Here is a 13,448-nt window from a genome sequence, read left to right as displayed (position 1 = left end):
CAACCGGTGGCGGTGGGCGAAACCGCCACTGCGGAGGGTCATCGGGCAAGTGGACAACCGTTGACAGGGGGGACACATTCGCGCAACCTGACACCACCCCGAACCCCAGGCAGGTGCGAACACTGATGGCAGCCCTGAACGCCGGTAGGTTGCTGGCCCGCAGGTACCGGCTTCTCGACAGGATCGGGGCCGGCGGGATGTCGGTGATCTGGCGGGCCCGCGACGAGGTGCTCGACCGGGTCGTCGCGGTCAAGGTGCTCGCGCCGTCGCTGGCCGCCGACGCCCGGTTCCGCGACATGGTGCGCGAGGAGGCACGCTCGGCCGCCCAGCTGGTCCATCCGCACGTGACCGCGGTGCACGACTACGGCGAGGCGCTCGCCCCGGACGGCGAGATCACCTCGTTCGTGGTGATGGAGCTGCTCACCGGAGAGGAACTGGAGCACCGGCTCAGCGAGGGTCCGCTGCCCTGGCCGGAGGCGGTCGAGATCGGTGCCCAGGTGGCCGAGGCGCTGGCGGCGGCACACCGGCTCGGCATCGTGCACCGGGACATCACCCCGGCGAACGTGATGATGACCCGGGTCGGCGCGAAGGTGCTCGACTTCGGCATCGCCACCCAGGCCGGCACCCCCGACGACGACGAGGACGGCGGCACCTTCGGCACCCCGGCGTACGTCGCGCCGGAGCGGTTGGACGGTGCACCGGCCCAGCCGTCGACCGACGTCTACTCCCTCGGCGTGCTGCTCTACGAGACGCTGACCGGCCAGCCGCCGTACCCGGCCGAGACCTGGGAGCAGCTCGCCGCCGCGATCGCCGACGAGCGACCGCCGTCGCTGGACGGCGTACCGGGGCTGCCCCCGGTGGTGGTCGACGTCTGCCTGCGCTGCCTGGCCCGGGACCCGCACGAACGGCCGACCGCGCACCAGGTCGCCACCGCGCTGCGCGACCAGTTGCTGCCGGGTGATCCGCAGGCGGCCACGATGCTCTCCCCGACGGTCACCCTGCCCGCCGTCCCCGGGAGCGACGCCCCGGGCGACCGGCCCGGTGGGCCGGTCGCCGTCGGCGCGGCAGCGGGCATCGGTGCGGCAGCGGCGGGCGGTGCCGGATCGGCGGGTGGTGCCACGGCGGGCCCCGGTGACGGCACCGCGCCGGCCGGCGGGGCCGCGGTCGGTGGTGCGGCCGGTGGCCGGGCCGGGGCCGTGGCGACGACGGACACCGGCACCCCGGACGCCCGGCGGACCGGCCCGGGGGACGCGACCGCCGAGCCGGAGCTGCTGCCGCCGTCGCGCCGCCCGCTGGTGGCGGTGGGGGTGCTGGTGGTGCTGACCGCGGCGGCGGTCCTCCTGCTCGCCCCGCTGCTGGAACCCGGCACCCACACCCCGCCGGTCGCCGGGCGCAGCGAGACCCCGGTGACCGAACCGTCCCCGTCACGTACCCAGCCGGCGACGGACCCCACCGCGCCGCCGGCCCCCCGGCGGGCCACCAGCGCACCCGCGCCGTCGCGCCCGCCGGCCACCACCCCGAGCGGGGGGCAGGGCGGCGGCGGGCTGACCGAGGCCGCCGACCGGATGCGCCGGCTGATCGACGACGGGGTCCGCACCGGCGAGGTCCGCGAGGACGTCGGCCTGGACCTGCGCAACGTGCTGGCCAACCTGACCCGGTCCGCCGCCGAGGGCCGCTCCGACGTGCCCGCTCAGGTGACCGCGCTGCGCGAGAAGGTCACCCGCCGCATCGACGAGGGGGGCATCACCCCGGCGTACGGCCGGCAGCTCGACGCCGCCGTCCGGGACCTGGCCGCGACCACCGTCTGAGCGCCCGCGCCGACCCGCCGCGTACCTGTCACCGGGTACGCAGCCCGACGGGCCGGCGCAGCGGTGGGGCCGTGCCGAACGCGACGGCCCGGTAGACCGCCTCGTAGCCGTGGGCCATCCGTTCGGTGGAGAAGTGCTCGGCCACGTGCGCGGTGCAGGCCGCCGGGTCGAGCCGGACCACCTCCCGCAGGGCCGCCGGCAGCTCCCGGGCGTCGTCGCGGACCAGCCCGGTCACGCCGTCGACCACCACCTCGGGCACCGCGCCCCGGCGCAGCGCCACCACCGGCGTGCCGGTCGCCATGGCCTCCACCATCACCATGCCGAACGGTTCCTCCCACTGGATCGGCATGATCAGGCAGCGGGCGTCGACCAGCAGCCGCAGGGTCGCCTCCCGGTCGGCGTTCATGACCACGTCGACGTCGTGGCCCAGCATCGGCTGGACGACCTCGGCGAAGTACCGGCGCTCGGCGGGCTCGTTGCACTTGCCGGCCAGGGTGAGCGGGAGGCCGGCCGCCCGGCAGGCCCGGATCGCCGTGTCGGGGCCCTTGTCCGGGCTGAACCGGGCCAGCCAGAGCACCGGGCCCCGGCCGGGTTCCCGCTTGACCGGCACGTCCCGGCCGTCGAGCGCGTTGTGCACCGTACCCACCCAGGGCAGGGTGGGGTTGGACCGGCGCTGGGCGTGCGAGATGGCCACCAGACCCACCCCGTGGTCGGTGTCGCCGAGCACCGCCCCGTACTCGCCGACCGGGTTGCCGTGCACGGTGGCCACGGTGGGCACCGCACGGCGGGCGGCCACCAGCGGCCCGATCGTGGTGTGGTCGTGGATCACGTCGAAGTCGACGGCGGAGACCAGCCGGTTGATCCGGGCCAGGTGGGCCAGTTCCGGCAGCGACTCGCCCAGCCGGTCGTACTGCAACTCGTCGATCGTGGAGACGAAGTCGGCGGTGGTGCCGTGCTGCTGTCCGGCCCCGAAGAGGGTCACCCGGTGCCCGTGCCCGACCAGCGCGTCCACCAGCCCGTGCACCACCTGCTCCAGCCCGCCGTACCCCGGTGGTGGCACCGACAGCCAGGGTGGCACGAGCATCGCGACCCGCAGTGGCGGCCCGGACGGCGGACGTTCCGACGGACGGTGGGTCACTGCCACGAATCCTCCCCCGTTGTCCCGGTCCGGCAGGTGTGTCCGGCGGGATCGGCGGCGATTTCCCCCTGGCCGGACAGGCAAACGCGCCCCGGCCGGGTGGGGCCCGTCCGGGGCGCGTGCGGCGGCGGGCGGTGGAGCCAACCCCCTTGGCTCCGCCGCCCGCCGCCCGGAGGAGGCAGGTCTGTGGTTACGACGTCTCGGCGAGCGTCACGGTTGCGGTCGACTCGGCACCATTTCGCTTGTAGGTCACCTGGACCCGGTCGCCGACCTTGCCGGCCTGCACCGCGCCGACCAGATCGTTGGAGTCGTTGATCACCTTGTCCCCGAACTTGGTGATCACGTCGCCGCGCTGGATGCCGGCCTTCTCGGCGGCGCTGCCGCCGGCGACGGAGGCGACCAGCGCCCCGCCGTCCTCGGCCGCGTTGACGCTGACCCCCAGGGACGGGTGGCTGATCTTCTCACCCCGCTGGAGCTTCTCGGCGACGTCCTTGGCCTTGTTGCTCGGGATGGCGAAGCCGACGCCGATGTTGCCGGTGCTGCCCTGCCCGGCGGTGGCGATGGCGGTGTTGATGCCGATCACCTCGCCCCGGGTGTTGACCAGCGCGCCACCGGAGTTGCCCGGGTTGATCGGGGCGTCGGTCTGGAGCAGGCCGGAGATCGAGCTGGCACCGCCCTGCGGGGACTGCTGCGGGCCGTTGCCGCTGCCGGCCTGGATGGTGCGGTCGCGGGCGCTGAGGATGCCGGCGGTCACCGAACCCTGCAGGCCGAGCGGACTACCCAGGGCGAGCACCTGGTCGCCCACCTGCATGGCGTCGCTGTCGCCGAACTTCGCCGCCTTGAGGTTGTCGATGCCGCTGGTCTGGACCACCGCGAGGTCGGTCTTCGGGTCGGTGCCGACGATCTTGGCGGGGGCGGTCTTGCCGTTGGCGAAGACCACCCGGACGGCGTCGCCGGAGGCAGAGGCGACCACGTGGTTGTTGGTCAGCACGAAGCCGTCGGAGCTGAGGACCACGCCCGATCCCTCGCCACTGTCGGTCATGATCGAGACCACGCTGTCCTGCACCGAGGCGGCGATCTTCGGCAGGTCGGCGCTGTTGATCACGGGGGCGGCCGAGTAGTTGCGGGTGATCCCGCCCCGGTCGCCGTCCACCGCCAGGGCGAGCGCGCCACCGGCCACGCCGGAGCCGAGCATCAGGGCGAAGACCGCGACCCCGGCGCCGACGAACTTGGCCACCTTGCCGGCCTGCGGTGCCGGGGCCGGCGCCCACGGCGGAGTCGGCTGGCCGGGGTGCTGCGGCCCGCCCTGCCCCGGGTAGCCGGCGGACGGCTGGCCCACACCGGGCTGGCCGTAGCCGACACCGGACTGACCGGGATAGCCGGCCGACCCGGTGCCCGCGCCCGGCTGACCGGGACGGTGCTGACCGGGGTAGCCACCGGCCCACCCGGGCTGCTGCTGGCCGGGCTGGTAGCCCGCCGACGGGTACTGCCCCGCCGGGGAGTGGCCCGCCGGGTAGCCGGTGGACGCGGGATAGCCGGGCCGGTACTGCTGGTCGCCGCCACCGGACGGGTACGACGACTGCGGGTACGGCGTGGCGGCGGGCGGCGCGTACGGCGACGCGGGCGGCGCGTACCCCGGTCCGGGGTTGGCCGTGCCGACCGGCTCCCCCGCGGTGCCGGCGGCCTGACCGGGGGTGTTGGGGGTGTCGGACTCGCCGCGCACGGCGCGGGCAGGCTCGGCGGAGGGGTGCGACGGCTCGGCGTCGGGGGCAGCCGGCCGACGCTGCGGGTCGGTCTCGAACTCGGTCATGCCCCTAGCTTTCCCCGTGGCACTGTCACCCACCTGGAACCCACCTGGAAGTTTTCTGGAAGTCACAGCGGGGCCGGCGGGGCGTCACTCCGCGTCGCCGTCCGCGTCGGGCAGCAGGGGCAGCCGGACCCGGAACGTCGCCCCGCCGCCCGGCGTCTCGTCCACCTCGACGGTGCCCTGGTGGGCGCTGACCAGCGCCGCGACGATGGCCAGCCCCAGTCCGGTGCTGGTGATCCCGCTGGCCCGGCGGGTCCGGGCCGCGTCGGCGCGGTAGAACCGCTCGAAGACCCGCTCGGCCTGCTCCGGGGCGAGCCCCGGCCCGGTGTCCATCACCTCCACCACGGCCATGTTCCCGTCCTCGGAACACAACCGCAGGGTCACCGACGCCTCCGGCGGGGTGTGCGTCAACGCGTTGGTCATCAGGTTGCCGATCACCTGCCGCAGCCGGGCGTCGTCGGCGTGCACCACCAGCGGGCCCGAGTCCGGGGCGATCTCCAGCTCGATGTGCCGTTCGGGGGCGACCACCCGGGCCGCCTCGACCGCCTCGGAGGCGAGCACCGGCAACTCCACCGGGGCGAGCGACAGCGGGCGTTCCCGGTCCAGCCGGGCGAGCAGCAGCAGGTCCTCCACCAGCAGCCCCATCCGGGCCGCCTCGTCCTCGATGCGGCGCAGCAGGTCGGCGGTCTGCTCGGGGGCGCGGGCCGCCCCCTGCCGGTACAGCTCGGCGAAGCCCCGGATGGTGGTCAACGGGGTCCGCAGCTCGTGCGAGGCGTCCGCGACGAACTGCCGCATCCGCTCCTCCGAACGCCGGGCGCGGGCCTCCGACGCCAGCGCGGCGTGCGCCGCGTCCCGGGCTCCGGCCTCCGCCGTACGGGCCGCCATCTCCGAGGCGGCGCGGGCGGTGAAGGCGGCCTCGATCTGCGCCAGCATCGCGTTCAACGCCCGGGAGAGCCGGCCCAGCTCGGAGGTGGCGCACTCCTGACCCTCCTCCGGGTCGGGCACCCGACGGCTCAGGTCACCACCGGCGATCGCCGCAGCCGTCCGTTCGATCTCCACCAGCGGTTTCAGGCTGGTCCGCACGATGGCCGCGCCGATCGAGGCGAGCAGGATCAGCACCGCCCCGCCGACCAGCATGTCTATCCAGATCAGCCGCTTGACCGCCAGGTCGACGTCGGTCATGTGCTGGCCGAAGGCGAGGACCCGGCCGTCGCCGAGGTCGGTGTAGAGCATCCGCCACCGGGTACGGCCGTCCATGGACTGCACGGTGAACGGGTCGCCGACCAGGGCCGAGAAACCGGCGAAGTCGGTCGGGAACTCCGGTAGTTCCTCGGGACGCAGGCCGGAGTAGCGCGACGGCCCCTCCACCTCGGTCCGGCTGGCCTGCGCGGCCACGTAGTCGGTGGGGATGCCCACCAGGAGCGGGCCCCGTCCCTGGCCGAGCGCCCGCGCCACCCCGTTGGTGTCACCGCGCAACTGGTCGTCGACCTGGCCGATCAGGTACTCCCGCAGGAAGTACGTGGTCAGCGAGCTGATCACCACGAGGGCGATGGCGACGAGGGTGAGGACCGCCGCGACCAGCTTGACCCGCAGCGGGATGCTCCGGAGCCGCCCCTTCGCCTCGTCGAGCGGGTTCACGCCGCCGGCTTGCGCAGGACGTAGCCCACGCCGCGCAGGGTGTGGATCAGGCGGGGCTGGGTGTTGTCGACCTTGCGGCGCAGGTACGAGATGTACGACTCGACGATGTTGTCGTCACCCCGGAAGTCGTAGTTCCACACGTGGTCGAGGATCTGCGCCTTGGACAGCACCCGGTTGGCGTTGAGCATCAGGTACCGCAGCAGCTTGAACTCGGTCGGCGAGAGCTGCACCCGCTGACCGGCCCGGTGCACCTCGTGGGTCTCCTCGTCCAGCTCCAGGTCGGCGAAGGTGAGCCGGGAGGGGGCGTGCTCGCCGGTGGCCGTACGCCGCAGCACCGCCCGGATCCGGGCGGTCAGCTCCTCCAGGCTGAACGGCTTGGTGACATAGTCGTCGCCGCCCAGGGTGAGCCCACGGATCTTGTCGTCGGTGGCGTCCCGGGCGGTCAGGAACACCACCGGGGTACGCGTGCCGCCCTCGCGGAGCATCCGGATGACCTCGAAACCGTCCAGGTCGGGCAGCATCACGTCGAGCACCACCAGGTCGGGGCGGTGGTCCTTGGCCGCATGCAGGGCCGCGCTGCCGTTGGTGGCGGTCGCCACGTCGAACCCCGCGAAGCGGAGGCTGGCGGAGAGCAGTTCGAGGATGTTGGGATCGTCCTCGACGACGAGCAGTCGCGCCTCGGTCTGGGTAGCGGCCATGCTGGCCATCATCCGTGACGTCGCTGCGTCGGCGCTGGACGCTTCCTGCAAAAACCCTGTGAAGCCGCGCCGACGCCGGCTCCCCGCCCTCTGCCGGCCCGCACCCTGCGAGCCGGCGGTCACCGCAGCAGCCGGCGTAACCCGTCCAACGCGCCGTCGAGCACCCGGATCGCGGTCCGCAACTGGGTGTCGCTGAGCCGCCCGGCCCGCACCAGCGCACCCACCTCGACGGTGAACTCGGCCAGCCGCTTGTCGAACTCGACCAGCAGGGGGGAGCCGTCGGTGGTGGGGGTAGCCGGGCGGGGGGTGGGGCCGGGAGCCGGCCGGTCCCAGCGGGTCTGCCGGGTCTGCCGGGTGGCCTCGCGCAGCTCCCGCTTGAGGTCGCGCACCGAGCCGCGTACCTCGGTCTGGATCTCGCCGGCCAGTGCGGACAGATCCTCCACCGAGGCGGAGATGTCGGACTCCAGGGTGGTCAGCTCGTCGGCGCGCTGGCGCAGCTCGGCCCGGCCGTCCTCGGTGATCTCGTAGACCTTGCGGCCACCGGCGGCGGTGTGGGTGACCAGGCCGTCGGCCTCCAGCCGTTGCAGCCGGGGATAGATGGTGCCGGCGCTCGGGGCGTACAGGCCGAGGAAACGCTCCTCCAGCAGCCGGATCAGCTCGTAGCCGTGCTTGGGGCCGTCGTCGAGCAGCCGCAGCAGGTAGAGCCGCAGCCGGCCGTGGCTGAACACGGCGGTCACGGCAGCTCCTCCTGGTCGGCGTCCACCGGCCGGGCGAGCAGCGCGATGCTGCCGGACGTCGCGGACGCCCAGAGCTTACCCGCGCCCGCGCCGAGCACCCCGTGGCTGTCCTTGACCGAGCCGACGCCGGACCCGCCGCCGACCTGGGGGAAACCGCTGGTGATCCGGCCCGAGGTGGTGTGCAGGTGGACGGCGAGGTCGCTGTCCTCGCGGACCCGGACGGTGATCGGCCCGGAGATGGTGGTGAGCCGGATGTCGCTGCGCCGGGGATTGTCCAGGTCACAGGTGATCGCCCCGGAGACGGTGTTGGCGTGCACCCGGCCGGCGGCGCTGTCGGCGAGGGTCACCTCACCGGAGACCGTGTTCAGGACGAGGTCGCCGGTGACGCCGAGCGCCTCGACCGGGCCGGAGACGATCCGCGCGTTGGTGCGCCCGGCCAGCCCCATCAGGGTGATCTGCCCGGAGGTGACGTCCACGGTGGTGTCGTGGGACAGCCCGGAGGCGACCAGCGTGCCGTCGACCAGGTGCAGGTCGGCCAGGGTGCCGGCCGGGACGGCGACGGACACCTCGGCCCGGAACCGGCGACCGAGCTGACCGAGCCACCAGAGGAACCCGGGCCAGCGGGGTGGGCGTTCGTGTTCGATCCGCAGGACGCCGTCGTGGTGCTCGACGAGGACCGGCCGGCTGCTGACCCGGGTGACGTCGACCCGCGCCGGCCCGTCGGTGCCGACCACGTTGAGCCGCCCGGTGACCAGGCGGACGTCGAGCCGGGTGACCGGCTCGTCGATGGTGATCCGTTGTGGTCTGTCGACCTTCCAGTTGGTCATGGCGTCTCCCTCCGGGGTCACGGCCGACGGCCGCGCCACTGCACGGAGGAAGCATAACGCGATACATCGCGATAGAACAAGACTGTCGCGAGTTACCGTCTCACCCGGCCCACGTCCGGTCGGGATGATCAACTCATCTGGGCCGATCCAGCGGTATCCCGCGGTTGGATTACCGCAACATCGACCCCACGAGTCGATCACGCAGGCTGATCGCGGCCCTCGGGTCAGGCAGCCAGGCCGAGGCCCGCCCCGACAGCCGGCGCGGCCACCGAACCGGGCGCGGCCACCGGACCCGACGCGGCCACCGAACCGGGCGGGGCCACCGGGTCGAGGACGGCCAGGGTGGGGCGGCCGGCGGCCGGTCGGGGCGGCAGCAGGTGCACGGCCGACTCGGCGGCCCTGGCCAGCACCCGACGGTCCGCCCCGGGGACCGGGTGCAGGGCGGCGGTCACCGCGACGTCGACCACCAGGTCCCGGGCGGCCAGCACCCGGCGTACCGAGCGCCAGAGCGTGTCGTCGCCGAGGAAGGCCGCGGTGGTGGTCGTCGCCCCGGTGGCAGCGCAGCGGTAGCTGATCCGCAGCGGCACCACGGGGGCGCCGGCGTCGACCGCCGCCTGGAAGACCGCCGGCCGGAAGCCCCGGCGCGGCCGGCAGGCGGCCGGGGGGACGATGCCGCACCAGGTCGTACCCTCGGGAAAGACCGTGACCGGGTGACCGGCGCGCAGGATCGCCGCGAGCCGGGCCACCGTGCGCGGCAGGTCCCGGGGCCGGGACCGGTCGACGAAGACCGTGCCACCGGCGCGGGCCAGCAGTCCCAGCACCGGCCAGCTCCGCACCTCCCGTTTGGCCAGCAGCCGGGCCGGCGCGACCGCCAGCACCGCGAACACGTCCAGCCAGGAGACGTGGTTGGCGACCAGCAGTGCCCGTCGTCGGGGCAGCCGCCCACGCACCACCAGCCGCACCCCGAGCACCCCGGCGGTCCGCCGGGCCCAGGCCCGCAGCACCGCCGCCCGCCACGCTGCCGGCAGCACCGGCAGCAGTACGGTCAGGCCGGCCCCGGCCAGCAGCATCCCGAGTACGCCCACCAGCCGTGCCACCTGCCGGCCGGACGACACCCCGGCCCGACCCTCCCCCGGCAGGCAGTCCGGCCCGCAGCCGGCGGTCGGGCGCCACAACTCGGCGCTCACCGGGTCACCCCGCCGAGGAAGTGCCGGCGGTAGCGCGGGTTCATCCGGTCCAACGAGAACAGCAGGTAGAAGTCGGCGCAGCGGAAGTCCGGGTCGTACGCCGGTTCCCCGGCGATCCACGCGCCGAGCCGTAGGTAGCCACGGACCAGCGGAGGGATCAGCGCCCGCCCGGCGGGGTCCCCGGTGGCCGAGGCCGGTGTCGCCGCACCCGGCTCGGCGAACCACGGCCGCAGCGGACGGACCCGCATCAGCGGGGGCGCGAGGTGCCCCGTCCGACCCAGCGCCCACGTCTCGGCGACGGCCCGGCCGCCGTCGTCGTCGACCGGCACCGAGGCGCAGCCGCCCAGCCAGTTCATCCCGCGCAGGTGCAGGTAGCGGGTCAGTCCCGCCCACATCAGGTTGAGCACCGCGCCGGAGCGGTGGTCCGGGTGGACGCAGGAGCGGCCGGTCTCGACCAGCAGGTCGCGCAGCGGTTCGAGCGGGGTCAGGTCGAACTCGCCGGCGGCGTACCGGCGGTCGGTGCGGCCGGGGGGCAGCAGCCGGTAGGTGCCGACCACCGCCCCGGTGCGCTCCTCGCGGACGATCAGGTGGTCGCAGTGGACGTCGAGGTCGTCGGTGTCCAGCCCGGCGGCACCCGGACGCAGGGTCGCGCCGAGTTCGGTGGCGAACACCTCGTGGCGCAGGCGTTGCGCGGCCGCGACCTGGGTCGGGTCGTCGGCGATCAGCAGGGTGTATCCACTGGTCGTCAGGGGTGCGCCAGCGGCATGCAGAACAGCCATGGGACCTGTGTAGGTGCCCCGGGTTGCCGGTCGGCCGGGGACGGGTGTCGATCCGGTGAACGCCTGTCGGCGGGACCGGTCCCGGGCGTGACCAGGGTGGCGCACGGGGTCGGTGGGGCGGGCGGGAGGCGTGGCCGGCGCGTGCGAGGCTGCTGCGGGGGCCCGGCCGGCCGGGCCGACGACACGGTGGAGGAGGGTCGATGATCATCGAGGCGCGGTACCAGGGGCCGCCCGGCACGGGCAACGGCGGCTGGAGCGCGGGGATCTTCGCCGGGGCGTACGGCGCGGACGGGCCGGTCGAGGTGACGTTGCGTCGCCCGCCGCCGCTGGACACCCCGCTCACCCTCGCCGACGGCGACGTGCGCGACCCCGGGGGGCACCTGGTCGCCGAGGTACGCCCGGCCGGTGATCCGCCCGCCCCGGTACCCCCGGTGGACCCGGCGACCGCGCGGGCCGCCTCGGCGACGTACCCGGGGCTGGCGGACCACCCCTTCCCCGGCTGCTACGTCTGCGGCCCGGAGCACCCGGACGGCCTGCGGATATACCCCGGAAGGCTGCCCGACGGCCGGACCGCCGCGCCGTGGCGGACGCCTGCCCGGGTGACCGCGCCGACGGTGTGGGCGGCGCTGGACTGCCCCGGGGGCTGGGCGGTGATCGCCCCGGGCCGGCCGTACGTGCTGGGCCGGCTCGCCGTGACGGTGGACGCGCTGCCCGCGCCGGGCGGGGAGTACGTGGTCACCGGGGCGGTGGACACCGTCGAGGGACGCCTGGCGGTGGTGCGTACCAGCCTCTACGACGGTGCCGGTGGGCTGCTGGGCCGGGCCCGCGCCACCTGGGTCGCGCTGCCCGCTGCTCCTCGTCCCTGAGGACGACTCCGCTCCTGCCTGAGTCGGAGCAGGGCCTACCGACCGGGGCTGATGGCGTAACTTGACCTGACCAGCAAGGCTGGCAGCGGCGCATTCCGCAACGGCGTCGCAGAACGCGGTGCCCCGCGCGCCGCCGCACGGGAGGAGAACGATGTCCGACGGGCAGTGGAGCCCCAGCACCGGCCAGATCGTCGTGTCCGGTTTGACCAAGCAGTACAAGAACGTCCGGGCGGTCGACAATTTGTCCTTCACGGTCGAGCCCGGTCGGGTGACCGGCTTCCTCGGCCCGAACGGGGCGGGTAAGACGACCACCCTGCGGATGCTGCTGAACCTGGTCACCCCGACCGGTGGCACGGCGACGATCGGGGGCCGGCGGTACGCCGACCTGACCGATCCGCTGCGGCACGTGGGCGCGGTGCTGGAGGCCTCCAGCGCGCACAAGGGCCGTACCGGCATCAACCACCTGCGGGTGATCTGCGCGGCGGCCGGCCTGCCGAAGAGCCGGGCCGACGAGGCGCTGGCCCTGGTCGGGCTCACCCCGGCGGCGAAGCGCAAGTTCAAGGGCTACTCGTTGGGCATGAAGCAGCGGCTCGGCATCGCCGCCGCGATGCTCGGCAACCCCCAGGTGCTGATCCTCGACGAGCCGGCCAACGGTCTCGACCCGGAGGGCATCCGTTGGATGCGTGGCTTCCTCAAGGGGCTGGCCCACGAGGGGCGGACCGTGCTGGTCTCCAGCCACCTGCTGTCCGAGATGCAGCTCCTCGCCGACGACGTGGTGATCATCGCGGCCGGCAAGCTGATCCGGCAGGGTCCGGTCGAGCAGGTGCTCGGCTCGATGTCGCAGGGCGGCCGGGTGCGGGTGCGCACCCCGCAGGCCGAGGAGTTGACCGTGGCGCTGCGTGAGCAGTCCGCCACGGTGGAGACCGACGAGCACGGCGTGCTGCTGGTCAGCGGCGTGGACGCGCCGGCGATCGGCCGGGCCGCGCTGGCCGCCAAGGTCGAGCTGCACGAACTGACCCCGGAACGACCCGACCTGGAGCGGGTGTTCCTGGAGCTGACGGCCGGGAAGGCGGGCATCCGATGAACCTCGTCCGATCCGAGCTGTTGAAGATCCGTACCACCAGCACCTGGTGGATCTTCGGGCTGATCACGGTGCCGCTGTGGGCGCTCACCGCCCTGATCAACTGGTTGCAGACCGACGCGCTGGCCAACAACAACTTCGGCGACGTGCCGGCCGACCAGGCCGACCAGATCCAGGCGGCGCAGTCGGTGGACAGCCTGGCCGCCAACGTCTACACCAACGGGCAGTTCTTCGGCCTGATGATCGTGATGCTGCTCGGCATCATCGTGGTGACCAGCGAGTTCTTCCACCAGACGGTCACCACCACCTTCCTCACCGTGCCGCACCGCACGGCGGTGATGCTGGCCAAGCTGGCCGCCGCGGCCATTCTGGCCGTGCTGTTCTGGCTGGTCACCACCGTGTTCAACCTGGCCTTCGGGGCACTGGTGATGAACAGCGTCGACCTGGGCTCCCAGCTCGGCAGCGGCGCGGTCTGGCGGGCGACCGCGCTCAACGGCCTGGCGTACCTGCTCTGGTCGGTGCTCGGCGTCGGGATCGGGGTGCTGATCCGCAGCCAGATCGGTGCCACGGTCACCGGCATCCTGCTCTACCTGGGTGGCGCGGTCGGCGCGGCCATCGCGATCAGCATCCTGGCCGCCCGCTGGGGCGACTGGATCAACGACCTCCAGGTGCTGGTGCCGTCGCTGGCGTCGTCGCTGATGGTCAGCGGGACCGAGATCCCGGGCAACCCGCCGCGTTGGGCGGGTGCGGTGGTCCTCATCGGGTACGCGGTGGTGGCCGGCGCGATCGGCACGCTCACCATGCGGCGGCGGGACATCTCCTGACCCGACCCGTTCCCGGCCGGCCCGGCGCGACGACCCGTCGCGCCGGGCCGGCGCCTTT

At 74.0% G+C, this 13,448-nt stretch carries 12 protein-coding genes; 4 read left to right on the top strand and 8 right to left on the bottom strand.

The window, feature by feature from the left end; translation table 11 throughout:
• The first annotated feature begins 125 nt into the window (after positions 1-125).
• Complete coding sequence (locus JQX11_RS22070) at positions 126-1,808, top strand: serine/threonine-protein kinase (protein WP_204926862.1); 1,683 nt, start codon at positions 126-128, stop codon at positions 1,806-1,808.
• A 28-nt stretch (positions 1,809-1,836) separates the two neighbouring features.
• Here the strand turns inward: JQX11_RS22070 and JQX11_RS22065 are convergent, their stop codons facing one another.
• The 8 genes from JQX11_RS22065 to JQX11_RS22030 form a co-directional block, all read right to left on the bottom strand.
• Positions 1,837-2,946, bottom strand: a complete 1,110-nt coding sequence (locus JQX11_RS22065; RefSeq protein WP_372444621.1) for a glycosyltransferase family 4 protein — start codon at positions 2,944-2,946, stop codon at positions 1,837-1,839.
• A 190-nt stretch (positions 2,947-3,136) separates the two neighbouring features.
• Positions 3,137-4,756, bottom strand: a complete 1,620-nt coding sequence (locus tag JQX11_RS22060; protein WP_204926861.1) for a S1C family serine protease — start codon at positions 4,754-4,756, stop codon at positions 3,137-3,139.
• An 84-nt stretch (positions 4,757-4,840) separates the two neighbouring features.
• Positions 4,841-6,391 carry a sensor histidine kinase gene (locus tag JQX11_RS22055; protein ID WP_204926860.1) on the bottom strand — a complete coding sequence of 517 codons (1,551 nt, stop codon included), beginning with the start codon at positions 6,389-6,391 and terminating at the stop codon, positions 4,841-4,843.
• Positions 6,388-7,089: a response regulator transcription factor gene (locus tag JQX11_RS22050; RefSeq protein ID WP_067312683.1), complete on the bottom strand. Its 702-nt coding sequence runs from the start codon at positions 7,087-7,089 to the stop codon at positions 6,388-6,390. Before JQX11_RS22050 ends, JQX11_RS22055 begins: the two co-directional genes overlap by 4 nt.
• Before the next feature lie 119 nt (positions 7,090-7,208).
• Entirely contained in the window at positions 7,209-7,826 is a 618-nt protein-coding gene (locus tag JQX11_RS22045) for a PadR family transcriptional regulator (protein WP_204926859.1), read from the bottom strand.
• A complete protein-coding gene (locus JQX11_RS22040; protein ID WP_204926858.1) occupies positions 7,823-8,653 on the bottom strand; it encodes a DUF4097 family beta strand repeat-containing protein in 831 nt (276 codons plus the stop codon). The genes JQX11_RS22045 and JQX11_RS22040 overlap by 4 nt, the downstream gene beginning before the upstream one ends.
• Positions 8,654-8,877: 224 nt before the next feature.
• A complete protein-coding gene (locus tag JQX11_RS22035; RefSeq protein WP_204926857.1) occupies positions 8,878-9,840 on the bottom strand; it encodes a lysophospholipid acyltransferase family protein in 963 nt (320 codons plus the stop codon).
• Positions 9,837-10,619, bottom strand: a complete 783-nt coding sequence (locus tag JQX11_RS22030) for a GNAT family N-acetyltransferase (protein ID WP_204926856.1) — start codon at positions 10,617-10,619, stop codon at positions 9,837-9,839. The genes JQX11_RS22035 and JQX11_RS22030 overlap by 4 nt, the downstream gene beginning before the upstream one ends.
• Before the next feature lie 200 nt (positions 10,620-10,819).
• On the opposite strand from JQX11_RS22030, the gene JQX11_RS22025 reads away from it, so the two are divergent.
• The 3 genes from JQX11_RS22025 to JQX11_RS22015 all read left to right on the top strand — a co-directional run bounded on the left by JQX11_RS22025 (position 10,820) and on the right by JQX11_RS22015 (position 13,390).
• Positions 10,820-11,485: a hotdog fold domain-containing protein gene (locus JQX11_RS22025; RefSeq protein WP_204926855.1), complete on the top strand. Its 666-nt coding sequence runs from the start codon at positions 10,820-10,822 to the stop codon at positions 11,483-11,485.
• Between the two features lie 151 nt (positions 11,486-11,636).
• The gene (locus tag JQX11_RS22020) at positions 11,637-12,569 is read left to right on the top strand and encodes an ABC transporter ATP-binding protein (protein WP_204926854.1); all 933 of its coding nucleotides are present in this window, start codon (positions 11,637-11,639) and stop codon (positions 12,567-12,569) included.
• Entirely contained in the window at positions 12,566-13,390 is an 825-nt protein-coding gene (locus JQX11_RS22015; protein ID WP_204926853.1) for a DUF2705 family protein, read from the top strand. Before JQX11_RS22020 ends, JQX11_RS22015 begins: the two co-directional genes overlap by 4 nt.
• Positions 13,391-13,448 lie beyond the last annotated feature (58 nt).

This window comes from Micromonospora humida, assembly GCF_016901255.1.
Lineage (GTDB): Bacteria > Actinomycetota > Actinomycetes > Mycobacteriales > Micromonosporaceae > Micromonospora > Micromonospora wenchangensis.
The sequence above is the reverse complement of the archived record's forward strand: the minus strand, read 5'-3'. Positions and strand labels throughout refer to the sequence as shown.